Source organism: Actinobacillus minor NM305 (assembly GCF_000175195.1).
In the GTDB taxonomy this organism is placed as follows: Bacteria; Pseudomonadota; Gammaproteobacteria; order Enterobacterales; family Pasteurellaceae; genus Haemophilus_A; species Haemophilus_A minor.
In genome coordinates, this window is sequence record NZ_ACQL01000085.1 from 14139 (window position 1) to 36844 (window position 22706).

General features: G+C 40.4%; 22 protein-coding genes. 9 read left to right on the plus strand and 13 right to left on the minus strand.

The genetic code is table 11. The features are described from left to right. Window positions 1–56: 56 nt before the first annotated feature. On the minus strand, window positions 57–857 hold the full coding sequence (locus tag AM305_RS04335; RefSeq protein WP_005823460.1) for an IclR family transcriptional regulator: 801 nt from the start codon (window positions 855–857) through the stop codon (window positions 57–59). A gap of 216 nt (window positions 858–1073) precedes the next feature. Here AM305_RS04335 and yiaK point away from each other — a divergent pair, with 216 nt between their 5' ends. The 6 genes from yiaK (at window position 1074) to AM305_RS04365 (ending at window position 7155) form a co-directional block, all read left to right on the plus strand. Next, window positions 1074–2072: a 3-dehydro-L-gulonate 2-dehydrogenase gene (gene yiaK / locus AM305_RS04340; protein WP_035293955.1), complete on the plus strand. Its 999-nt coding sequence runs from the start codon at window positions 1074–1076 to the stop codon at window positions 2070–2072. Between the two features lie 78 nt (window positions 2073–2150). Beyond that, complete coding sequence (locus AM305_RS04345; RefSeq protein ID WP_005823462.1) at window positions 2151–2618, plus strand: NanQ anomerase/TabA/YiaL family protein; 468 nt, start codon at window positions 2151–2153, stop codon at window positions 2616–2618. Window positions 2619–2621: 3 nt separating this feature from the next. Then, window positions 2622–3104, plus strand: a complete 483-nt coding sequence (locus AM305_RS04350; RefSeq protein WP_005823463.1) for a TRAP transporter small permease — start codon at window positions 2622–2624, stop codon at window positions 3102–3104. After that, window positions 3101–4378, plus strand: a complete 1278-nt coding sequence (locus AM305_RS04355; protein ID WP_005823464.1) for a TRAP transporter large permease subunit — start codon at window positions 3101–3103, stop codon at window positions 4376–4378. The genes AM305_RS04350 and AM305_RS04355 overlap by 4 nt, the downstream gene beginning before the upstream one ends. A gap of 68 nt (window positions 4379–4446) precedes the next feature. Next, window positions 4447–5436 (plus strand): TRAP transporter substrate-binding protein, encoded by a 990-nt coding sequence (locus tag AM305_RS04360; protein ID WP_005823465.1) that lies wholly within the window; start codon window positions 4447–4449, stop codon window positions 5434–5436. Between the two features lie 258 nt (window positions 5437–5694). Next, window positions 5695–7155, plus strand: a complete 1461-nt coding sequence (locus AM305_RS04365; protein ID WP_005823466.1) for an FGGY-family carbohydrate kinase — start codon at window positions 5695–5697, stop codon at window positions 7153–7155. A 79-nt stretch (window positions 7156–7234) separates the two neighbouring features. Here the strand turns inward: AM305_RS04365 and AM305_RS04370 are convergent, their stop codons facing one another. Then, a complete protein-coding gene (locus AM305_RS04370) occupies window positions 7235–7987 on the minus strand; it encodes a M48 family metallopeptidase (RefSeq protein ID WP_005823468.1) in 753 nt (250 codons plus the stop codon). 70 nt (window positions 7988–8057) lie between these two features. Beyond that, window positions 8058–8585 (minus strand): inorganic diphosphatase, encoded by a 528-nt coding sequence (gene ppa / locus AM305_RS04375; RefSeq protein ID WP_005823469.1) that lies wholly within the window; start codon window positions 8583–8585, stop codon window positions 8058–8060. Between the two features lie 75 nt (window positions 8586–8660). Here ppa and AM305_RS04380 point away from each other — a divergent pair, with 75 nt between their 5' ends. Further along, window positions 8661–9362, plus strand: a complete 702-nt coding sequence (locus AM305_RS04380) for a tRNA1(Val) (adenine(37)-N6)-methyltransferase (protein WP_005823470.1) — start codon at window positions 8661–8663, stop codon at window positions 9360–9362. A 60-nt stretch (window positions 9363–9422) separates the two neighbouring features. Here the strand turns inward: AM305_RS04380 and AM305_RS04385 are convergent, their stop codons facing one another. From AM305_RS04385 to AM305_RS04405, 5 genes are all read right to left on the minus strand, one after another. Further along, complete coding sequence (locus AM305_RS04385) at window positions 9423–10418, minus strand: DUF3298 and DUF4163 domain-containing protein (RefSeq protein WP_005823471.1); 996 nt, start codon at window positions 10416–10418, stop codon at window positions 9423–9425. A gap of 59 nt (window positions 10419–10477) precedes the next feature. After that, entirely contained in the window at window positions 10478–12343 is a 1866-nt protein-coding gene (gene rpoD / locus AM305_RS04390) for an RNA polymerase sigma factor RpoD (protein ID WP_005823473.1), read from the minus strand. Window positions 12344–12550: 207 nt separating this feature from the next. Further along, the gene (gene prfC, locus AM305_RS04395) at window positions 12551–14140 is read right to left on the minus strand and encodes a peptide chain release factor 3 (RefSeq protein WP_005823474.1); all 1590 of its coding nucleotides are present in this window, start codon (window positions 14138–14140) and stop codon (window positions 12551–12553) included. Window positions 14141–14297: 157 nt separating this feature from the next. Beyond that, complete coding sequence (gene ygfZ / locus AM305_RS04400) at window positions 14298–15185, minus strand: CAF17-like 4Fe-4S cluster assembly/insertion protein YgfZ (RefSeq protein WP_005823475.1); 888 nt, start codon at window positions 15183–15185, stop codon at window positions 14298–14300. A gap of 6 nt (window positions 15186–15191) precedes the next feature. After that, a complete protein-coding gene (locus AM305_RS04405; protein ID WP_005823476.1) occupies window positions 15192–16055 on the minus strand; it encodes a YicC/YloC family endoribonuclease in 864 nt (287 codons plus the stop codon). 81 nt (window positions 16056–16136) lie between these two features. Here AM305_RS04405 and rph point away from each other — a divergent pair, with 81 nt between their 5' ends. Beyond that, window positions 16137–16853: a ribonuclease PH gene (rph, locus tag AM305_RS04410; protein WP_005818465.1), complete on the plus strand. Its 717-nt coding sequence runs from the start codon at window positions 16137–16139 to the stop codon at window positions 16851–16853. 79 nt (window positions 16854–16932) lie between these two features. Here rph and tatC read toward each other — a convergent pair whose 3' ends face one another. The 3 genes from tatC to tatA are packed head-to-tail and all read right to left on the minus strand — an operon-like array spanning window position 16933 to window position 18484. Beyond that, window positions 16933–17673, minus strand: coding sequence for a twin-arginine translocase subunit TatC (gene tatC / locus AM305_RS04415; RefSeq protein WP_005823477.1), 741 nt, complete (start codon window positions 17671–17673; stop codon window positions 16933–16935). Continuing rightward, window positions 17663–18259 carry a Sec-independent protein translocase protein TatB gene (gene tatB / locus AM305_RS04420; protein ID WP_005823478.1) on the minus strand — a complete coding sequence of 199 codons (597 nt, stop codon included), beginning with the start codon at window positions 18257–18259 and terminating at the stop codon, window positions 17663–17665. Before tatB ends, tatC begins: the two co-directional genes overlap by 11 nt. Before the next feature lie 3 nt (window positions 18260–18262). Next, entirely contained in the window at window positions 18263–18484 is a 222-nt protein-coding gene (gene tatA, locus AM305_RS04425) for a Sec-independent protein translocase subunit TatA (protein WP_005819161.1), read from the minus strand. 346 nt (window positions 18485–18830) lie between these two features. On the opposite strand from tatA, the gene corA reads away from it, so the two are divergent. After that, window positions 18831–19784: a magnesium/cobalt transporter CorA gene (corA, locus tag AM305_RS04430; RefSeq protein ID WP_005823479.1), complete on the plus strand. Its 954-nt coding sequence runs from the start codon at window positions 18831–18833 to the stop codon at window positions 19782–19784. A 52-nt stretch (window positions 19785–19836) separates the two neighbouring features. Here the strand turns inward: corA and AM305_RS04435 are convergent, their stop codons facing one another. After that, entirely contained in the window at window positions 19837–21552 is a 1716-nt protein-coding gene (locus tag AM305_RS04435) for an FTR1 family iron permease (protein ID WP_005823480.1), read from the minus strand. After that, complete coding sequence (gene efeB / locus AM305_RS04440; protein WP_005823482.1) at window positions 21509–22702, minus strand: iron uptake transporter deferrochelatase/peroxidase subunit; 1194 nt, start codon at window positions 22700–22702, stop codon at window positions 21509–21511. The genes AM305_RS04435 and efeB overlap by 44 nt, the downstream gene beginning before the upstream one ends. Between the last annotated feature and the right edge of the window lie 4 nt (window positions 22703–22706).

Consider the following 22706-nt stretch of genomic DNA (forward strand, 5'->3'; position numbering starts at 1 on the left):
TAAATAACTTATTACGCTTTTTCGTTAATCTATCCTAGTTAGCTTTAAGATGATTTTTAGACAAAATCTGCTTTTTCCCATCCTAGCTCTTTTGAAATCGCTAAAGCGGTCTGTTTAATTTCTTGATGTAAGAAATCTGTGCCAATTTGATGCAATCTTGATACTGATGTTGAGACCGAGAGGGCGTATTTAACTTCGCCTTTAAAGTTGAAAATGGGATAAGCGATGCAAGTTACGCCAATTTCATTTTCTTCTTTATCAAGTGCAAAATGTTGCTGTTTGATTTCCGCAAGCTCATTTTGCATCGTATGGATATCGGTAATCGTATTACACGTGAGAGGTTGAATAATCTCTTGATGGCTTTCCCAGTATTTTTCTAAATAAGCGAGTGAATTTTTATCGTAAGCAAGATAGAGTTTCCCCATACCTGAGCAATACAGCGAGAGACGTTGCCCGATATAAGCACGTGTTTGTAGCATGCCAGTCGTTGGTTCTAACTTATAAATCATAATCGCATGATCATCTTCTCGCATTGAAAAATTGACTGTTTCACCCGTTTTTAAATTAAGTTGCTCAAGGTAAGGGGCTGCCACATGAATAATGTTGAGTGACGAAAACATTTTATGCCCAATCGAAAGGCATTTGGTCGTGAGGCGGTAGCTTCCGGCCGTGGTTGCGGGTTGAATAAACCCTTCTTGTTGTAGCCCTTGTAGGAGGCGATGGACCGTACTTTTATTTAATCCTGCTTTTTCCGCCAACTGTGCTAAAGGGCAACCATTAGGGTAATTGCTTAAAATATCCAGTAATTTTAGTCCTCGAATTAGGCTTTGATTTCCGTTTGCTTTCTCTTCTGTCATATCCATTCCGTATTGATTTTTGATTAGTCTTTTTTATTAAAAGAGAATTTCCGAATAAAAAATGTGATGGAGTTCACATTTTTAATATTCAAAATGTGAGGGATCTCACAAAATTGAATTTTCCCTCTTAACGTCTAGTAAATAACCTTTTAATATCCAAATATGAAATAGCATTTCATAAAATGAAATTATAGCCTAAAAGGAGCCATTATGACTATTCGTGTATCCTATGATGAATTAAAAGCGGAGTTTAAACGTGTATTACTTGCTCGCCAAGTTCGCGAAGAAATCGCAGAAGAATGTGCAACGGTTTTTACCGACACAACACAAGCAGGTGCTTATTCGCACGGGGTAAACCGCTTCCCTCGTTTTATTCAGCAGCTTGAAAATGGCGATATTATCCCTGAAGCCGAGCCTACAAAAGTTTTAGGTTTAGGTGCAGTTGAGCAATGGGATGCACATCAAGCCATTGGTAATTTAACAGCGAAGAAAATGATGGATCGTGCAATGGAATTAGCGGCACAGAATGGTATTGGTGTGGTCGCGTTACGAAATGCAAACCATTGGATGCGTGGTGGTTCTTATGGCTGGCAAGCAGCAGAAAAAGGTTATATCGGTATTTGTTGGACAAATGCGCTTGCCGTTATGCCACCTTGGGGCGCAAAAGAATGTCGTATTGGAACAAACCCGTTAATTATCGCGGTGCCGACAACACCAATCACAATGGTGGATATGTCCTGCTCAATGTACTCTTACGGTATGTTAGAAGTGCATCGTTTAGCCGGTCGCCAAACTTTTGTTGATGCTGGTTTTGATGATGATGGTAATTTAACCCGAGATCCAGCAACTGTTGAGAAAAATCGCCGCTTGTTACCGATGGGCTTCTGGAAAGGTTCAGGTTTATCCATTGTGTTGGATATGATTGCGACATTACTTTCAAATGGTGAATCCACTGCCGCAGTAACTGAAGATAAAAGCGATGAGTACTGTGTATCACAAGTCTTTATTGCCATTGAGGTTGATCGTTTGATTGATGGTAAAACAAAAGAGGAAAAACTTAACCGCATTATGGAATATGTAAAAACTGCAGAACCGTCAGATCCAAATGTGGAAGTACGTTTACCTGGGCACGAATTTACAACCATTCTAGCGGATAACAAAGCAAATGGTATTCCTGTTGATGATACGGTTTGGGCGAAATTGAAATCTTTATAACTGAAATGTGAAAAGCCGAAGTGCAAGCGGTCAAAATATTGAAATGTTTTGCAAATCGGCTTCACAAAGGAGCAAATGATGTTTTTTGGTCATATCTCAAATTACAATCCCAAACAATATCCAAAAGCAATCGCCTTTGCTTTAGATTATCTGAAAAAGACCGATTTTGATGCGATGGAAGCCGGTGTATATGAGCTAAAAGGACGTGAAATTTTTGTTCAAGTTTTAGACTTAGCAACTCAACCTAAATCGGCATTTCAGCCGGAAGTTCATCGCCGTTATCTTGATGTGCAATATCTACACAAAGGGAAAGAAGTGATGGCAGCAGCAACGGATTTAGGCACAAACCCGATTGCACAGGCATATGATGAAATTCGTGATATTCAATACTACACCACAGCAGAAAACGAAAATGAATTTCGTTGTGTGAGTGGCAATTTTGCTGTCTTTTTCCCTGAAGATACCCATAGAACCGCAATTTATGATGGTACGGAGATGATCCGAAAAATTGTCGTTAAAATTGCGATGAGTGAAATTGAGGAGTGATTTATGAAATCTCTAGCTCAACTGGTTGGAAAAGCACTTGAAGCATTATGTGTGTTTATTCTTGCCGCAATGTCTATTTTAGTTTTTGTGAACGTAGTTTTACGCTACGGTTTTAATAGTAGTATCAGTGTAACCGAAGAAGTGTCTCGCTATATGTTCGTTTGGCTAGCGTTTTTAGGTGCGGTTTTGGCTTTTAGTGAAAATCAGCACGTGAGCGTAACAGTTTTAACGGACAAATTATCGCCCGTAGGTCGCTCGTTATTACGCCTCGTTACCGATGCTGCAATGCTGTTTTGTTGCTACCTGATTGTGGATGGAAGCTGGATCCAATTTCAACTAAACCTCAATAATCTTGCCCCGATTTCCGGTTTACCGCAGGGGATTACTTATTTAGCTAGCGTGATTGCAGGTGTGTTAATCGGTATTTTAATTTTGGCGAGAATGTTTACAACCATTGTTAGCCTTGGAAAAGGAGAAGCACAATGACAGTTGCTATTTTCCTCTCAGTATTATTAGGCGCCATTCTTCTTGGTGTGCCTGTTGCTTTCGCCTTATTGATTTGTGGCGTAGCATTAATGCTTCATTTAGATCTCTTCGATGCACAAATTCTTGCTCAACAAATAGTGAGCGGTGCAGATAGTTTCTCGTTAATGGCAATTCCTTTCTTTATTCTTGCCGGCGAAATTATGAATGAAGGCGGGCTTTCTAAACGTATTATTGATTTACCAATGAAATTGGTTGGACATAAACGTGGTGGTTTGGGGTTTGTTGCCATTCTAGCAGCAATGATTATGGCAAGCCTTTCAGGATCAGCGGTTGCTGATACCGCAGCCGTGGCGGCAATGTTGTTACCGATGATGAAAACCACAGGCTACCCGTTAGATCGTTCAGCCGGTCTAATTGGAACAGCAGGTATTATTGCACCGATTATCCCACCGTCCATTCCGTTTATCGTGTTTGGTGTAGCTAGTGGTGTTTCCATTACCAAATTATTCTTAGCCGGTATTTTCCCGGGCATTATGATGGGGATCTGTTTAGCTGCATTATGGTGGTGGCAAGCAAAACGCCTCGACTTAATGACCTTCTCTAAAGCAACAAAGCAAGAACTTTGTATTTCATTTAAAAACAGTATTTGGGCATTATTGCTACCTGTTATCATCATTGGTGGGTTCCGTTCAGGTATGTTTACCCCAACGGAAGCCGGGGCTGTGGCAACCTTCTATGCTCTTGTGGTTTCACTCTTTGTTTATCGTGAACTCAAAATCAAAGATTTGTATAAAGTGATTTTAGCAGCAGCAAAAACAACCGCTGTGGTGATGTTCTTGGTTGCGGCCGCTAATGTAACAGGTTGGTTAATTACCGTTGCTGAGTTACCAACTATGCTAACAGAATTGTTAGAACCTCTTATTGAAAGTCCAACAACATTATTGCTTGTGATTATGTTAGCGGTATTTATTATTGGTATGGTGATGGATTTAACACCTACAGTATTGATTTTAACACCAGTGCTTATGCCACTTGTTGAAGAGGCTGGTATCGACCCTGTTTATTTTGGTGTGTTATTTATCTTAAATACCTCTATCGGTTTAATTACACCGCCAGTTGGTAATGTATTAAACGTGATTACTGGCGTGTCAAAATTACCATTTGATCAAGCAGCAAAAGGAGTATTCCCATATTTAATAATGATGATTGCATTGTTATTTGCCTTTATCTTCGTGCCAGAGCTTATTCTTGTGCCATTACAATGGATGCAGTAACAAGCGGTCAATTTTCTGTAAATTTTGCAAAAAAATTTCGCCCATCAGGGCATTACAAGGAGAACTCTATGAAAACATTCTTTAATTTAAAAACATTAGCTGCTGTTGTAGCATCAGCCGTTGCATTTTCTGGTGTCGCGCAAGCAGAAGTTTCATTACGTTTTGGTTATGAAGCACCACGCAGTGATAGCCAACATATCGCTGCCAAAAAATTCAATGATTTATTAAATGAAAAAACCAAAGGCGAAGTTAAGTTAAAACTTTTCCCGGATAGCACTTTAGGTAATGCACAAACGATGATTAGTGGCGTTCGTGGTGGAACCATTGATCTTGAAATGTCCGGTTCACCAAACTTTACAGGTATTGAGCCAAAATTAAATGTGATTGATATTCCATTTATTTTTAAAGATCGCACTCACGTTTATAAAGTGTTAGATGGTGAAATCGGACAAGGTTTATTGAAAGATCTTGAAGCACAAGGCTTAAAAGGTTTGGCGTTCTGGGATGTTGGCTTCCGTGCATTCTCTAACTCAAAACACCCTGTTACAAAACCGGAAGACATTAAAGGCTTGAAAGTTCGTACTAACCAAAACCCAATGTATATCGAAGCCTTCAAATTGTTAGGCGGTAACCCTGTACCAATGCCATTAGCGGAGCTTTATACTGCACTTGAAACCCGTGCAGTGGACGCACAAGAACACCCAATCGGGATTTTCTGGTCTTCAAAACTGTATGAAGTACAAAAACATTTAAGCTTAACCAATCACGGTTATACCCCGTTAATCGTGGTAATGAACAAAGCTAAATTTGATAGCTTAGCACCAGAACTCCAAACCGCTATTGTTGAAGCAGCAAAAGAAGCTGGGCAGTTCCAACGTGATCTTAATGTGAAAAATGAACAAGAGATCATTGCGAATTTACGTAAACAAGGTATCGAAGTGATTGAACAAGTAGATACCAAACCGTTTAAAGCGGTTATTGAAGAACAAGTACGTAAAAGTTTTGTGGAAAAACACGGTGATGAGCTGTTGAAAAAAGTGGATGCATTAGCACAATAATGGCAAGACAAGCGGTTAGATTTTATTGATATTATGTAACAATTATACAAAAAATAATTTAGCCCAAAAACTTCGCTCCCTCCGTTTACGGAGGGAGCTGCCGAAGGCTGAGGGAGGGGAAAAAATCATATAATCAGTGAAGTTAAGGTATTTCCCTCCCCCCTATCCCCCCTCCGTAAACGGAGGGGGAGAAGTTAAACGAAATAAAATCAGACCGCTTTTCTTTTCTGTATTTTGATTTGTAGAAAAGGAACTGTTATGAACTACTATCTCGGCATTGATTGCGGTGGCACTTTTGTGAAAGCCGCACTTTTTGATGAACAAGGCATCGTGCAAAGTCTTGCACGAGAAAATGTTTCCGTTATCAGTGAGCAAGCAGGCTATGCGGAACGTGATATGCTGCAGTTATGGACGGTTTGTGCCAATGTGATAAAAAATGTCATCATTCAAAGTAAAATCAATGCTGAAGACATTAAAGGGGTTGGCATTTCAGCGCAAGGCAAAGGCGCCTTCTTACTGGATAAAGAGCAGCAACCACTTGGGCGAGCCATTTTATCTTCGGATCAACGCTCATTGGAGAACGTAAAACGTTGGCAGGCTGAAGAAATCCCACAACAATTATATCCTCTCACACGGCAAACACTCTGGACGGGGCACCCTGTTTCGATCTTAAAATGGCTTCAAGAAAATGAACCGGATCGTTATGCGAAAATTGATAAAGTGCTGATGTCGCACGACTATCTTCGTTTTTGTTTAACTGGACAATTACATTGTGAAGAAACAAACATCTCAGAGAGTAATCTCTATAATATGTCCGCAGGAAAATATGATCCTTCCCTCGCCGAACGGTTAGGCTTGCAAAACATTTTAGAAAAATTACCGCTTGTAATTAAACCGAATGAAATTGCAGGCTATGTAACCGAGCAGGCTGCACAACAAACAGGATTAGCAGCAGGAACGCCTGTTGTAGGGGGCTTATTTGATGTGGTTTCTACCGCTTATTGTGCAGGCTTAAATGATGAAACAAAATTAAATGTAGTTTTGGGGACTTGGTCGGTGGTAAGTGGTATTACAGATCATATTGATGAAACTCAGACGCTTCCTTTTGTTTATGGGCGTTACGTAGAAGCAAATCAATTTATTGTTCACGAAGCCAGCCCGACTTCTGCCGCAAATTTAGAATGGTTTTTAAAGCAATGGAGCGATCTCAGCTACCAACAAATCAATGAAGGAATAACTCAACTTGCACCAGCAAGTAGCTCGATCTTATTTGTTCCGTTTCTATATGGTTCAAACGCAGGCTTGGGTATGCAAGCGAGCTTTTACGGCATACAGGCTCATCATACACAAATGCATTTACTACAAGCGATTTATGAGGGCGTTTTATTTAGTTTAATGCACCATTTAAACCGAATGTTACAGCGTTTTCCTCACGCAAACATTTTACGGGTAACCGGTGGCCCGGCAAAATCAGAGGTATGGATGCAGATGCTAGCGGATCTTAGCGGTATGAGATTAGAAATTCCGCAAGTCGAAGAAACGGGGTGTTTAGGTGCAGCAATGATGGCGATGCAAGGTACAGGCAGAAAAACCACAGAGCTAAAAGCATTAACCTCAGAAATGAAAGTGTTTGAGCCAAACCCAAATCATTATGATGCGTATCAGGCTAAATACCAACGTTATCAAAAATTAACAGAAGCATTAAAAGTGATGATTTAAGAAAGATAAAGGGGCAATTTGAAATTGCCCCTATTACTTTCTACGATAGTAAAATATCTGTTGAATTTGACCGCTTGAATTAGCGTTTATTTGCTTGATATACCTTCATCGCTTCAGGAATTAAGCGCTCTAAATTTTCTTTACGATCTGCATTTGATGGGTGAGTTGAGAAAATGGATAAGCCTGAATCACCACTTGCTTGACTCATTTTTACCCATACATTTGGTGCAGCTGAAGGGTTATAACCAGCTTGTGCCATTAACATTAAACCGATTTCATCTGCTTCTGTTTCTTGACTACGAGAGAATGGCTTATTAGCGATCAAGTCTGTTCCTGTGCTGAGAAGCCCCCCGGTATCAACACCTAGTGCTGCTGTTGCAGCAGCATCTGCAATGGAACCTAAAATACCGGTAGTCATTTCAAAATTATAAGAAGATTTACTATGCTCTTCCAAGGCATGAGCCATTTCGTGTCCCATTACCGTTGCAATTTCATCATCGGTCATTTTGAGTTTTTCAACAAGCCCCGTATAAAATCCCATTTTTCCGCCGGCCATTGCCCAGGCATTTAACTCATTTGTGCGAAAGACGGTAATTTCCCAACTAAAAGGTACGCCTGTTTTATTGGCTTTTTCCGCATAAGGTTTCATGCGATTAAAGACAGCATGAATGCGTTTTGCCGTTGATGATGAGGTATCAATAGCATTGGCATTTTGTTGTTTCATTTGCGCATAGCCTTGTAATGCTTTTGCGTTCATTTGTTGTGTATTCACACAAGCTGCAATCGCAGTAATGATAAAAGCAGAAAGGGCAAGGTGTTTGATCATTTTCATTTTTATATCCTCAATGAAGTATAAAAAATGCCAAAGTAAAACTCTGGCATTTTCATTTCTTTGTTAAAGGTTATTTTTTAGCACGTTCGAAAGATTCTAAGATCTCTTGGCGAGCAGCTTCAACACCTTCCCAGCCTTCAACTTTAACCCATTTACCCGCTTCTAATGCTTTGTAGCTTTCGAAGAAGTGTTGGATCTGTGCTTTTAATAATGCAGGTAAATCACCAACATCTTTAATGTGATCGTATTCTTTGCTTAATTTTGTGTGCGGAACTGCAACCACTTTTGCATCGCCACCTGCTTCGTCAGTCATTTTTAATACACCAACCGGACGGCAACGAATCACTGAACCTGGTTGAAGTGGGTATGGCGTTGGTACTAATACATCTACTGGGTCGCCATCTGAAGAAAGCGTATTGTTCACATAACCGTAGTTTGCCGGATAGAACATTGCTGTTGCCATAAAGCGATCTACGAATAAAGTGCCAGTTTCTTTATCCACTTCGTATTTGATTGGATCTGAATTCGCCGGAATTTCGATCACAACATAAATATCATCTGGTAATTCTTTACCAGCTGGTACGTTTTCTAAGCCCATTTTGATTTCCTTCTGTTGTAGAGGTAAAAAAACAATGAGATTATAGCGTATCTCAAATCAAATTTGTATTTAGAAATGAAAAAATCAGCACCTTTTCAATTTAAACAATTTAGTGTTGCCCATGATAAATGTGCAATGAAAGTGAATACCGATGGTATTTTATTAGGCGCCATTGCAGACGTTTCGAATGTTCAACGTATTTTAGATATGGGCACAGGATCAGGATTAATTGCACTTATGTTAGGGCAACGAACAGAAGAGCGTTGTCAAATCATGGCATTAGAATTAGAAGAAAACGCCTATCAACAAGCGGTTGAAAATGTAAAAAATTCTGCATGGACTGCGAGAATTAAGGTTATTCATGGCGATGTGATGAATACGTCTTTTTTGGAAAAATTTGATTTAATTGTGTCTAATCCACCTTATTTTTCACAGAGTTTGGCGACACGCAACCCGCAGCGTGATTTAGCACGTACCGTAGTACAAAGCCATTTAGATTGGCTTAATCAGGCAAGAAAATGGCTAAGTGAAACAGGTAAAATTACGTTTATTTTGCCTGTTGATGCCGGCGACAAATTGATTCAAGAGACAACGCTTCATTGTATTTCTCGTTGGTTGATTAGCCCTAAAGTCAATAGTTTGCCTAAGCGTATGATTGTAACTTTTAGCCCGACTTTTGCACCTTGTCAGGAAGAACGCTTAACGATTTATCAGCAAGATCAGCAATACAGTGAAGCATTTAAGTATTTTACGAGGGAATTTTATTTGAACATGTAAGACAAGTGGCTCCCTTCGCCAATGAAGGAAGCCTGCGGATTTTTAAACGAGGGAAAGCGCTTATTGATTTTCTGGGAAGGTATAAAACCCATCTTTTTCCGTTTGTTTGAATTCTGGGGCAAGCAGCTCATTAAGTTGATAGTAGTTAATGGCTAACTCAATTTCACCTTCTGCATAAGGCCCCAATTCATATACCGGATACACGAAAACAATTCCATCTTTGTTAAAGTAGAAATTATCGGAAATACGGAAATCTTTTTTCTCGACAAATAATGGGGCTTCGCCACTACGCTCTGAACTATATGTATCCCATAGCAGCGCTTTAAGTTTTGCTTGGTTTTTCTCATTGATCACATCATTAAGGGTAATCAATGCTTTTTTGTTTGTGTCAATATTAAGATAATTTGTATGACCCATACCATGAGCACCGCCAGTAAAAGAGTAAGTGCTCTGTGTAAATGAAACAATATGATTACGTTGCCCTAAATATTGAGTGTAGGCACTTTCTTCCATTGCAAAAGGTTTATACTCTTTTGCATCTTTTTCTAACTCTTGGTATATTTTTTCAAAGCGCTCAACAATATCTTGTGGCTTCACTGCGGTAAGGTTCACTTTCTCCGATTCATCTTTTGTGAGATAAAGCTTTAATAACTCTTGTAATAAGAGTTGATCTAACCACTCAATATGAGTAATGGCGGTATTTGCAAACACGCTCACTTTAGATTCTTCACGAGCAAATTCATCCTTTGGATCTTTCGGAAATTTTAACGTTTTGGATTTATCAATCAACTTTGTGATTTCAACTTGTAATGTAGGAAATGAAGCTGTGTGTTTTTGTAGCTCGCTGTATTCCGCACTCAATTTCGTATAATCAGCTTCAAGCGCGTTAAGCTCATTTTCTTTGGTGGTTAAATCAGTTTGTGCTTTTTTATAATCAGCCTGTAATTGAACGAATTGCTTTTCTGTTTCAATCACTTTCTGGGATAAATTGGCATCATCACACGCAGAGATCATAAAGGTTGTTGCAATAAACATTGCAAAGAGTGATTTTTTCATTGTTATTTTCCTTATCACTAATGAGAAAAATCCTCAGCCAAAAAGCTGAGGATTTAGCACTAATCGTCTAAGAAACTGCGTAAGGTTTCTGAACGGCTTGGGTGTCTTAATTTGCGTAATGCTTTAGCTTCAATCTGACGAATACGCTCACGGGTAACATCAAACTGTTTGCCCACTTCTTCAAGTGTATGGTCGGTATTCATATCAATACCAAAGCGCATACGTAATACTTTTGCTTCACGTGGTGTTAAGCCTTCGAGAACTTCATTTGTCGCAATACGCAAACTTTCTGCTGTAGCAGAGTCTAATGGCAGTTCAAGGCTTTCGTCTTGAATAAAGTCGCCTAAATGTGAATCATCGTCATCACCAATCGGAGTTTCCATTGAGATTGGCTCTTTCGCAATTTTCAACACTTTGCGGATTTTATCTTCCGGCATATTCATACGTTCAGCCAGCTCTTCAGGCGTTGCTTCACGCCCCATTTCTTGCAAACATTGACGAGAAATACGATTTAATTTGTTAATCGTTTCAATCATATGCACCGGAATACGGATGGTACGAGCCTGATCCGCAATTGAACGGGTAATCGCTTGACGAATCCACCAAGTTGCATAGGTTGAGAATTTATAACCACGGCGGTATTCAAATTTATCAACCGCTTTCATCAAACCGATGTTACCTTCTTGAATTAAATCAAGGAATTGTAAACCACGGTTGGTGTATTTTTTCGCGATAGAGATCACAAGACGCAAGTTTGCTTCCACCATCTCTTTTTTCGCACGGCGAGCTTTGAGTTCACCATTCGCAATACGTCCACCGATTTCACGAATTTGTGCAATTGTTAAGCCAGATTGTTGCTCAAGATTTTGCAAATTCACAATATTGATACGGATTTTTTCAACATAATTAGCTAATTTTGGCACACCACCTTTTTTCGCATTAATCGCTTTTTCGATCCAAGCTTCTGTGGTTTCGTTATTTTGGAATGCCTTTAAGAAATCCGCTTTTTTCATACCGGCATATTCAACGGCATAACGTTGAATTTGGCGCTCTTCTGCTCGAACTTGCTTCATCAATTTTTGCATTGAACCCACAAGTAAATCAAACTGTTTAGGAACTAAGCGGAATTCACGGAAAATATCAGAAAGTGCATTAATTTGTTCTCTAGCTTTTGCATGAGTGCGTCCATGTTTCTGAATTGCTAGTAATGCTTTTTCATGCTGTGCTTTTAATGCCGCAAATTTTTCACGGGCCAGTTCTGGATCGATTGAGCTATCATCAGCGTTATCTGAACTGCTATCACCATCTTCATCTTCAGATTCATCGTCAACATCGGCAACAATGTCGCTCTCTTCATCATCTAAATGCGCATCTTCATCAATTGGTGCTTCTTCCTGTGCGTTAGGATCAACGAAGGCTGTAATAAGATCGACTAAACGCATTTCACCGGCTTCAACTTGCGCATAACATTCTAATACGCCAACTAATGCTTCTGGATATTCAGCCACAGCGCATTGTACTTCGTTAATCCCTTCTTCAATACGTTTTGAAATTTGAATTTCATCTTCACGAGTTAAAAGTTCAACAGTACCCATTTCACGCATGTACATACGCACTGGGTCAGTTGTACGACCGAGCTCAGACTCTACGGTAGAAAGCACTTTTGTAGCTTCTTCTACCACGTCTTCATCGGTAATATTTTCGGCAAGCATTAGCTCATCGGTATCTGGGGCAGTTTCTAAAACTTGGATCCCCATATCCGTAATCATTTGAATAATATCTTCAATTTGCTCTGCATCAACCAATTCTTCAGGTAAGTGGTCGTGGACTTCAGATAAAATAAGGTAGCCCTGTTCACGACCTTGAGCAATCAGAAGTTCGATTTGAGATTGTTGTTCTAATTGTTGATCTACGTGTTGTTCCATAATGATTTCCGTTTTCGAGCAGGCAAAAAAATAGTAGTGGATTATACCATTTTTTCAGCCTATTTTGGCAAGATTTATCTCAATAAGTGCGTTTTATATAGGTATTTTAAGGAAATTTTCAAGAAAACATAAAAAGTTAAGCGGTCAATTTTTTTCGATGATTTGTAATATGGCATCAAAAATTGACCGCTTGTAGAAACGAGGAAATCAATGCTCGCGTGTTTTAAAGAACTCCACATCCGGATAACGCTCTTGAGCCAAGTTGAGATTAACCATTGTTGGGGCGATATAGGTTAAGTTATCGCCACCATCGAGGGCTAAATTTTGCTCGTTTTTGCGTTTAAATTCTTCAAACTTCTTCGCATCTTTACATTCCACCCAACGTGCTGTCGCTACATTGACAGTTTCGTAGATTGCTTCCACGTTATATTCGGTTTTCAGGCGTGAAACCACCACATCAAACTGAAGCACACCGACCGCACCAACGATTAAGTCGTTATTCATCAATGGACGGAACACTTGCACCGCACCTTCTTCCGACAGTTGCACCAAGCCTTTAAGCAACTGTTTCTGCTTGAGCGGATCTTTTAGGCGGATACGGCGGAACAACTCAGGGGCGAAGTTCGGAATACCGGTAAATTTCAAGTTTTCGCCTTGCGTAAAGGTATCGCCGATTTGGATCGTGCCGTGATTGTGTAAGCCGATAATATCGCCGGCATAGGCTTCTTCTGCGTGGGAGCGGTCGCCAGCCATAAAGGTTAAAGCATCGGAGATGATCACATCTTTGCCGATACGGACGTGCTTGAGCTTCATTCCTTTTTCATATTTACCCGATACCACACGCATAAAGGCAACACGGTCGCGGTGTTTTGGATCCATATTCGCTTGGATTTTAAACACAAAGCCACTGAATTTTTCTTCGCTTGCCTCTACTTTGCGTAAATCAGCTTCACGGGCTTGCGGAGCGGGCGCCCATTCGGTTAAGCCATCTAAGAAGTGATCGACCCCAAAGTTACCTAACGCCGTACCGAAGAAAACAGGGGTTAATTCGCCGTTTAAGAAGGCGTCTAGTTCAAATTCGTGGCTTGCCCCTTGTACAAGCTCTAATTCATCACGCAGTTGCTGAGCCAAATCATCGCCTACAGCTTGATCTAACTCTGGGTTATTTAACCCTTTGACAATACGCACTTCCTGAATGGTATGCCCTTGCCCCGTTTGGTAAAGATAGGTTTCGTCTTTATAGAGATGATAAACACCTTTGAACAACTTACCGCAACCAATTGGCCAAGTGATCGGTGCACAGTTGATCTTCAACACGCTCTCAACTTCGTCTAACAATTCCATCGGATCACGAATATCACGGTCGAGCTTGTTCATAAAGGTCAAAATCGGCGTATCACGCAAGCGAGTTACTTCCATCAATTTGATGGTACGTTCCTCAACCCCTTTTGCACTGTCGATCACCATCAAACAACTGTCCACAGCCGTTAAGGTACGATAGGTATCTTCCGAGAAGTCTTCGTGCCCTGGTGTGTCGAGTAGATTGACTAAGCAATCATTGTAAGGGAACTGCATTACGGAGGTGGTAATCGAAATCCCACGTTGCTTTTCCATTTCCATCCAGTCGGATTTAGCGTGCGCTTGTGAGCCTTTACCTTTTACCGAACCTGCGGTTTGAATGGCGTTTCCGTAAAGTAACACTTTTTCGGTGATGGTCGTTTTACCGGCATCGGGGTGAGAAATAATCGCAAAAGTTCTGCGTTTATTGACTTCTTGAGGGTAATTATTTAATGACATATTTTCTCTTAATTCGTCTGCAAAAATGGGCGTATTATCCTTGAAATTGAGGGATTTTGCAAAAAATCTCCCAAAATTGAACCGCTTTTAAAAAGACCAACAAAACCTTAAGTCAGTCCAATCTTGGAAAAAATCATGATTTAGGAAGGCTGTTTAACTATTCTTCACTTAAAGAGTAAGGCAAATCACAAATGGCTAATTCAATATCGTTCAATCTGAATCGGCTGTTTGGCTCAATATCTTTATTTAAAATGATCTGCACCCATAACTGATTTTGGTGTTGAACGGCGGTCATAATTGTCCCCGTTGAACGCCAGTTTTCGCCTAATTGCATTTCAATGCTCGTTGCAGGCTGTGGTAAATCCACTTCTTCGGCAACCTTGCCAACCAAGGTAAACATGGCTCGTTTGTTTGCGCCACGGTATTTCGCTCGCGCAACAGTTTCTTGCCCAATATAGCAACCTTTGGTAAAAGAGATTGCATTTTCAACCGCTTGTAAATTTGCAGCTTGTGGGATCAATTCAAATTGGTTAGCCTTTAATAGAATTGGCAAACCATCTTGAATATCCATTAAATCCCATAATGTTGTATCTGCATTTGGTGCAAATTCTTCGCCCCAAACAATCGCCCGTTTTTGCCCTTGAGTGAGTGCTAAAGCGGTCGAATTTTCTTGCTGTTTTGCAAGTCGTTCAAAATCGGTTACACCATATAAAGCGGTTTCTTTTTCGGTAAAGGTTACTTTAGAAAATACCGCATATTTTTTGAGTTGGACGAGCGCTTCAGGTAGCAGATCTTGATGAATAATGGCAAAAAAGCGCTCTGCCTCAGCTCGATATAAACGAAGTAAAGCACTCATTTTGCCTTTCGGATCACAATGGCTTGTTAGCGTATGTTCGCCTATGGCAAGTTTTGATACATCGCAAGTTAATTGACCTTGAAGATATTTCTCTGCATCAATCCCTGCAATTTCAATCAAACGATATTGTGAAAGTAAAATACAAAGATTTGGATATTGTTTACTGATTTGGTTACATTCACATTTCATAAAAACCTACTCTAAATTCTGAATTTGTTCACGCATTTGTTCAATCAGCACTTTTAATTCAACCGCTGAATTTGTTACATCAGCATTGATCGATTTTGAGGCTAACGTATTGGATTCACGGTTAAGCTCTTGCATCATAAAATCTAATTTACGACCGACAGCCCCACCTTTTTTCAAAATAGAAGTGGTTTCTTTTACATGGAGTTGCAAGCGGTCTAATTCTTCCGCAACATCAACACGTTGTGCGGTTAAAACCATCTCTTGTTCTAAACGTTGTGGATCGAGTTGTAAATTTAACTCGTCAAAACGTTGTTGTAATTTCTCTTTTTGCCATTGAAGAATAGCCGGCATTTGAGTTTGAACACTTTGTGCGATCTCCGCAATGCTATCTAAACGTTGTTGAATTAAGGTTTGTAAATTCGCTCCTTCACGTCCACGCATAGCGATGAAGTCCGCTAAAATCTGTTCAAATCCTTCAAGGAGATCTTGCCCTATTTGATCTAAATCTTGAGCTTGATTATCCACTACGCCCGGATAACGTAACACATCGACTAAATTGATATCGCCTTCGCCGGCAATTTCTCTTAATGTTTTTAATGAAGCAATGACGGTTTGTGCATATTCGTTATTTAGCACTAACGCTTTATTTTCATTTTGTGCCAATTCAATGCGTAAGCTACATTCTACTTTTCCTCTGGTAAGAGAAGCTCGTAAACGTTCACGTAAAGTCATTTCAAGGTTGCGGAATTGTTCCGGTAAGCGGAAATAGGTTTCTAAAAAGCGTTGATTAACAGAACGAATTTCCCATACTGCATTTCCCCACTCTTTTTTTATTTCTAAATGAGCAAATGCCGTCATACTATAAATCATTGTTATTATCCTGTTTTTAATGAAAATTGCCCTATTGTACTGTAAAATGCAGAATAATTTTAGTAAAAAGGAAGAAAAACCATGCGTCCGAATAATCGAGAACTTAATCAAGTCCGCCCCGTAAAAATTACCCGTCATTATACAAAATATGCGGAAGGTTCAGTGTTAATTGAGTTTGGCGAAACCAAAGTACTATGTAACGCCACTGTTGAAGAAACCGTACCCCGTTTTTTAAAAGGACAACAACAAGGTTGGGTAACGGCTGAATATGGCATGTTGCCACGTGCAACCCATTCACGTACCCAGCGTGAAGCAGCGAAAGGCAAGCAAGGGGGCAGAACAATGGAAATCCAACGCCTTATTGCCCGTTCATTGCGTGCAATTGTAGATCTTAAAGCATTAGGCGAGCGTACGATTACCATTGATTGCGATGTTATTCAGGCAGACGGCGGCACCCGTACCGCATCAATTACCGGTGCTTGTGTGGCATTACACGATGCGATTAACAAATTGATGGCAGATGGCGTATTAAAAACCAATCCATTAAAAGGTTTAGTTGCGGCAATTTCGGTAGGGATTGTGAATAACAATGCGGTATGTGATTTAGAATATGTTGAAGATTCTAACGCTGAAACCGACATGAATGTGGTAATGGTTGATGATGGTCGCTTAGTGGAAGTGCAGGGTACGGCAGAAGGCGAACCTTTCACTCACATGGAATTGCTTCAATTATTAGATCTTGCGCATCAAGGGATTGAGCAATTGATTGAGGCACAGCGCAAAGCGTTAGCTGAATAGTGTTTGAACAGATAACAAGGCATAGCGGTATTTACTATGCCTTTTAAATAACTTGTTTCTAAACGATACCTATCGTAAATTAAGCGATTTCCTCGCTATCTTCTTTTGGCTTATAGAATTTAGCGCAAATTACACCTACTTCAAATAATAAGCACATTGGTATGGCAAGCAGTGTTTGAGAGAACACATCCGGAGGGGTAAGTAACATACCGATCACGAATGCTGCCACGATAATATACGGGCGTTTGGAACGTAAATCTTCCGGTGTTGTTATACCTGCCCAGCAGAGCAAGATAATCGCAACAGGCACTTCAAAGCAGATACCAAATGCCATAAAGATGGTTAAAACAAAGTCAAGGTAACTACTAATATCTGTTGCCATTTGCACACCTTCTGGGGCTGTGCTGGTTAAGAAACCAAAAACTAACGGAAAAACAACATAATAAGCAAAGGCGACACCACAGTAGAATAATAAAGTGCTAGAAACTAATAGTGGATAAACTAAACGCTTTTCGTGTTTATAGAGAGCCGGTGCAACAAAGGCCCATATCTGATACAAAATAAAAGGCACCGAGAGAAAAATAGACGTTACAATCGTCAATTTAATTGGGGTAAAAAACGGTGTTGCAACATTGGTTGCAATCATTGTTGCCCCTTCCGGTAAGTTGCTTGTAAGCGGTGTTGCTAACAAAGTATAAATATCATTTGCCCAATACACTAATGTACAGAAAACAACTAATACACAAACAATACAACGCAATAAACGATTTCGTAATTCAAGTAAATGGCTAATGAGTGGTTGGGATTGATCAGCTTGCATTGCTCTTCTCCTTTTCTGTTGCCGGAGAAATTTCATCATCAGGCGGATAATAAGCAGAGAGTTGCTCGCTTAATTTTTCTTCATCTAATTCAGCCATTTCAGCCTGCTCTGCCGGTGAAAATTCTTTGGCTTCATTTTCTGATGCAAGCGGTGAGTTTTCTGTATTTTTTTGCAAGGCACTTTCTGCGACTTGATTTTCAGAAATTTGGTTAAGTTGCTCACTTTCAGCCGAAATTTTTGCCTGAATTTCTGCCACTTGCTCGTCTGTTAATTTGGTAATATCGTTTTTAGCTGTATTTAAACTTTCTTGCATCTGTTGAGCAGATTGTTTGAGTTCTTCGACCGTTTTGCTTAATTCAGGCGAAAGGGAAGATAAGTTTAATTCCTCTGCTTTTTTGATGCTCTCTTTAAGCTCTTGCAATTTAAGCTCTTGCGCTAATTCATTTTGCACATTAGCTGCCAGCCCCCGAACGGTGCGAATCCACCCCATTACGGTGCGAATCGCAATAGGCATTTTTTGCGGGCCAAGAACGACCAAGCCCACAATAAATATCAGCACTAATTCAGAAAAACCAATATCAAACACGGATTATGCCTGCTCTTTATCTTTTGCTTTTTGTTCTGTTGATTCTGCTGCTTTTGATTCAACCTTTTCAAATTCAGCATCTTTCTTATCATCAGCCATTGCTTTTTTAAAGCCTTTAACAGATTCACCTAAATCCGTACCTAATGTACGTAATTTTTTTGTACCGAAAAGTAATACAATAATTGCAACGATAATCAGTAGTTGCCAGATGCTAATGCCACCCATAATAAATTCCTCTTTTTAGGTCGGTTAAAATTAAATCTTGTCCATTATACCCCTAATTCAAAAAAAAGAAATCTCCTTGAAATTGGTAGATGGGGTAAAAATATCAGGAAAGCACCTGTGTAAGCCAATGCTTGCTTGACTATATCTCTTGAAATCTGTACCATTCGCACACTATTTTTACTTGAGGATTACACATTTTGGACAGTCATAGTCGATACTCGTCAATTTTCTTTATGAATTAACCCGCCTTGTCCAACCCTCAGGTTGCCGGCTTGGTCGGTAACTTTTGTCTAGTATCTTTTTGTTCCTTTTTGTTCATCGCCTCCTAATCTCATGGAGAAACAAAATGATTCGTGCATTTGCATTAGATAACGCACGCTTAGTCAGTGTTGATGAAACTTCTAAAGACCAACTCAATGATTCTATTTGGATTGATTTGATTGATCCAAGTGATGATGAACGGAGTGTCTTAAAACTCGGATTAGACCAAACCCTCGCAGAAGAACACGAATTGGAAGACTTAGAAGCTTCCGCACGTTTTTTTGAAGATGAAGATGGTTTACACCTTCACTCATTTTTCTACTGTTTAGATGATGACGATTATGCCGATATTGCAACGGTGGCATTTACCATTCGTGATGGGCGTTTATTTACTTTACGTGAACGTGATTTGCCGGCTTTTCGCTTATATCGTATGCGTTCTCGCCGAGCAAAATTGCTGGATAGCAACGCTTACGAATTATTACTCGATCTTTTTGAAACTAAAATTGAGCAGTTGGCGGATGTTATCGAAACCGTTTATGCAGATTTAGAAAATTTCAGCCACATTATCTTAGATGGCAAACAAGAAGGTAACAGCCTCAATGAAGCACTTTCTGATTTAACAGAATTAGAAGATGTGAGTTCTAAAGTTCGCCTTTGTTTGATGGATACCCAACGAGCGCTAAGTTTCTTACTTCGCAAAACACGTTTGCCAAATAACCAGTTAGAACAAGCCCGAGATATTATGCGAGATATTGAATCCCTCCAACCGCATAATGAATCGTTATTCCAAAAAGTAAACTTCTTAATGCAAGCGGCAATGGGTTATATCAATATTGAGCAGAATAAAATTATGAAATTCTTCTCGGTCGTATCAGTTATGTTCTTACCGGCAACATTGGTAGCTTCTACTTACGGTATGAACTTTGAATTTATGCCGGAATTACATTTTAAATATGGTTACCCGATGGCAATTGGATTGATGATTTGTGCTGCGGCAACGCCATATATTTATTTTAGACGGAAAGGGTGGTTGTAAAACATAAAAGCCTGCTGAAATAAAATTCAGCAGGCTTTTTTATGGAAGGTAATTATTTTCCCATCACTTTTACCACCACAGGAATTAACGCCAAATAAACCAGCTGTGCCGCCAGTCCTTCCATTGACGCATAAAAGCCAATAGCAGTAATATTCGGTAGCCCGTCAATAATATGGCGTGGTAGCATTTGTGTCAGTTGCAAGGCCTGAATACTAACTCCAAGGATTTTAAAGCCAAGCCCGTAAATCAAGACTGTCATCACTTTGAATAGATGATGGATCGGCAATTTGTGGGAAAAGCGTTGCATTGCCCACGCCATTATCGCTAACAAAATAAGGGCAGATAAAATGCCCAGCAAGAAATCTTGCATCGTCATTAACGGCAACATTCCTGCGTAAAATAAAATCGTTTCTGCCCCTTCTCGAAAGACCGACAAGAAACTCAACGCCAACATTGAGAATAAGCTCCCAGTAGCAAGGGCTTGGGCAACCTGTTTATTGATAAAGTTTTGCCAACCTTTGAGCGAAGCCTTACTATGCAGCCACGCCCCGACAAAGAGCATCATTAAAACTGCCACAATTCCCACCGCACCTTCGAGAATTTCACGGTTTGTACCTGCAGAAATGGCTGGGAAAAGTTGTTGCAAGGCAATAGCTCCGACAATACTTGCCACAATGCCCAATCCAGCCCCAACATAAACCCAGCGTCTTGCTTGGGGTTGGTTGGCAACATTTAGGGTGGTAAGCAATGCCATAATAATCAGTAAGGCTTCCGTTCCTTCACGCAATAAAATCAACATTGCATCAACAATGCCATAGCTTGAAGCTAAATCGAGCCGTTGTAAATCGTCAAGTAAGGTTCTGAAATGTACTAGATTTTCCGCCTGATTGCCCTTCACCAAAATGACTGGTAAATCGCTTTCCACCCGATTATATAACGCACCGTCCCGTGTTCGCACTTCCCCTTCAAAGACTGCCCATTGCTGAATAAAGAGCGTAATGTTCGCTTGCCCTTGCGAAATTTGGTTCTCACTAAAGGCTTGATAACTTTTTTCCAGCAACGCAATGCCGTTTTTCAATGTGGTAGGGGCATCGGCTTGCACCGCTTGCGGTTGTAACTGTTTGCCCGATTTAAAATCCGCTAAAGCATCGCCTAATTTGACCGCTTGTGTTTGCATTTCAGGGAAATTTGCCGGTTCAGACAACATCGCAATTCGCAATAAGGTCATCGCCGTTTCAATCTGCCCGTAATGTCCAAGGCTGGTTTCTCGCACCACTTTTTCATTCAGCGTCCAGGTTTGGTTAAACCGTTTATAGGCTTGTTGAACCGCATCTAAATCCTGTTGCTGTGCCGCTTGTAACAGTTTCTGATAAACAGGCATCACTCGTTTGGCAAATTGCTGACGCTTCTGTTCGTAATCTACGGGGTTTTGCTCTTTCTCAAAAGCATAAAGATCCTTGGAAAGTTGCTCAAAATGGGCTAAATCAGGTTGAGCAATCGCAATTTTCAGCGAAGAACTGACCGCTTGTCCTGCTTGCGATTGATGGCTTGGGATCGCTTCAAAATCTTGCTGTAAAGCGGTCAAATAGGGCTGAGATTTTGCACTTTCCCCTTTTTTCACTTCCGCCATTGCATCGGATAAATGCACAAATAAGTGGCCGGTTTCCACCTTTGCATAAGCAACGCCCAGCGTTAAGCTGAACGTAAATACAACAAAAAAGCGGTTAAAGTTGTTCAAACAATGATTTACCCAAGTAATCATTTTCATCTTTAACTCCTGCAAAGCACGCAAATAATCCGCTACCGATATGGGTAATGTATTCGTTCATCTTGTCGATATTGCCAAGGCTGTTTTGAATGGTAATAAATTGTTGCGGATCTTTTTGGAACGAGATAAACAACAAGCCTGCATCAAACTGCCCTGTTTTCGGATCAACACCGCTAGCATAAGAGAAGGAACGTCTTAACATCTGTAACCCTGTCTTTTTCGCCAAATGCAAATGGGAAATTTCAGGAATTACTGGATTGCCTTTTTCATCTTTCTGCTCAAGATTAACCGTATCAAACTCCTGTTTTTTACCAATCGGCGCACCGCTATCCCGATGGCGGCCAAAGGTTTCTTCCTGCCCGTTAAGATTTGTGCGATCCCAAGTTTCCAAGTGCATCTGAATACGGCGAGCGACTAAAAATGTACCGTTTTTCAACCAGTTATCGTCCTGATACCAGACAGTTTCATCAAGAGCTTTGCCTTGCGGATTACCCGTACCGTCTTTAAAACCAAACAGATTGCGTGGCGTGTCGCCTCCTTCAAAGGAATTAAAACCGGCTTGGCTCCAACGCATCGTAATGTTCGCACGAGCAGCTCGCACCAAGTTACGCACGGCGTGGAATGCCACTTGTGGATCATCGGCACAGGCTTGAATACAGATGTCGCCTCCCGTGTAATGCTCTTTGAGCTGATCACGCGGAAAGTGCGGTAGATCTTTAAGCTGTTTTGGCTTGAATTGAGCAATGCCTAGCTTATCAAAGAAAGATGCCGTGACACCAAAGGTTAGCGTGAGATTATACGGATTTAAGCTGTCCGCTTCGCCCGTATCCGTTGGCGGAATGTAGGCATTATCAGGATAGCTTTTTACATTCAGCCCCTGCGTTAATTTGGCACTATAATCCGTCCATATTTTAAACATCTCTTTGATTTTATTGAGATCGGTAGAATGTAGATCTAACACCATAAAGTAGATGTTTTTTTGTGCCGGCGTGGCAATGCCCTGTTGATGTGTTCCGTAAAATGGATAGATATTTTTAATTTTCGGTGTGGTACGTGGTTCTAGGGCAAAAGCAGGGCTCGCCATTACACCAGCACCCACTAATGCCACTTGTTTAAGAAACACACGGCGATCAGTTAATTTTTCGCTCATTGTT

Coding starts and splice junctions, on each gene's coding strand:
- AM305_RS04365 (WP_005823466.1), top strand. CDS start 5,695: ATGAACTACTATCTCGGCATTGATTGCGGTGGCACTTTTGTGAAAGCC.
- AM305_RS04385 (WP_005823471.1), bottom strand. CDS start 10,418: ATGAAAAAATCACTCTTTGCAATGTTTATTGCAACAACCTTTATGATC.
- AM305_RS04350 (WP_005823463.1), top strand. CDS start 2,622: ATGAAATCTCTAGCTCAACTGGTTGGAAAAGCACTTGAAGCATTATGT.
- AM305_RS04355 (WP_005823464.1), top strand. CDS start 3,101: ATGACAGTTGCTATTTTCCTCTCAGTATTATTAGGCGCCATTCTTCTT.
- corA (WP_005823479.1), top strand. CDS start 18,831: ATGATTCGTGCATTTGCATTAGATAACGCACGCTTAGTCAGTGTTGAT.
- AM305_RS04370 (WP_005823468.1), bottom strand. CDS start 7,987: ATGAAAATGATCAAACACCTTGCCCTTTCTGCTTTTATCATTACTGCG.
- efeB (WP_005823482.1), bottom strand. CDS start 22,702: ATGAGCGAAAAATTAACTGATCGCCGTGTGTTTCTTAAACAAGTGGCA.
- AM305_RS04405 (WP_005823476.1), bottom strand. CDS start 16,055: ATGATTTATAGTATGACGGCATTTGCTCATTTAGAAATAAAAAAAGAG.
- tatC (WP_005823477.1), bottom strand. CDS start 17,673: ATGCAAGCTGATCAATCCCAACCACTCATTAGCCATTTACTTGAATTA.
- AM305_RS04380 (WP_005823470.1), top strand. CDS start 8,661: ATGAAAAAATCAGCACCTTTTCAATTTAAACAATTTAGTGTTGCCCAT.
- prfC (WP_005823474.1), bottom strand. CDS start 14,140: ATGTCATTAAATAATTACCCTCAAGAAGTCAATAAACGCAGAACTTTT.
- AM305_RS04335 (WP_005823460.1), bottom strand. CDS start 857: ATGACAGAAGAGAAAGCAAACGGAAATCAAAGCCTAATTCGAGGACTA.
- ygfZ (WP_005823475.1), bottom strand. CDS start 15,185: ATGAAATGTGAATGTAACCAAATCAGTAAACAATATCCAAATCTTTGT.
- rph (WP_005818465.1), top strand. CDS start 16,137: ATGCGTCCGAATAATCGAGAACTTAATCAAGTCCGCCCCGTAAAAATT.
- AM305_RS04345 (WP_005823462.1), top strand. CDS start 2,151: ATGTTTTTTGGTCATATCTCAAATTACAATCCCAAACAATATCCAAAA.
- AM305_RS04360 (WP_005823465.1), top strand. CDS start 4,447: ATGAAAACATTCTTTAATTTAAAAACATTAGCTGCTGTTGTAGCATCA.
- tatA (WP_005819161.1), bottom strand. CDS start 18,484: ATGGGTGGCATTAGCATCTGGCAACTACTGATTATCGTTGCAATTATT.
- ppa (WP_005823469.1), bottom strand. CDS start 8,585: ATGGGCTTAGAAAACGTACCAGCTGGTAAAGAATTACCAGATGATATT.
- AM305_RS04435 (WP_005823480.1), bottom strand. CDS start 21,552: ATGAAAATGATTACTTGGGTAAATCATTGTTTGAACAACTTTAACCGC.
- rpoD (WP_005823473.1), bottom strand. CDS start 12,343: ATGGAACAACACGTAGATCAACAATTAGAACAACAATCTCAAATCGAA.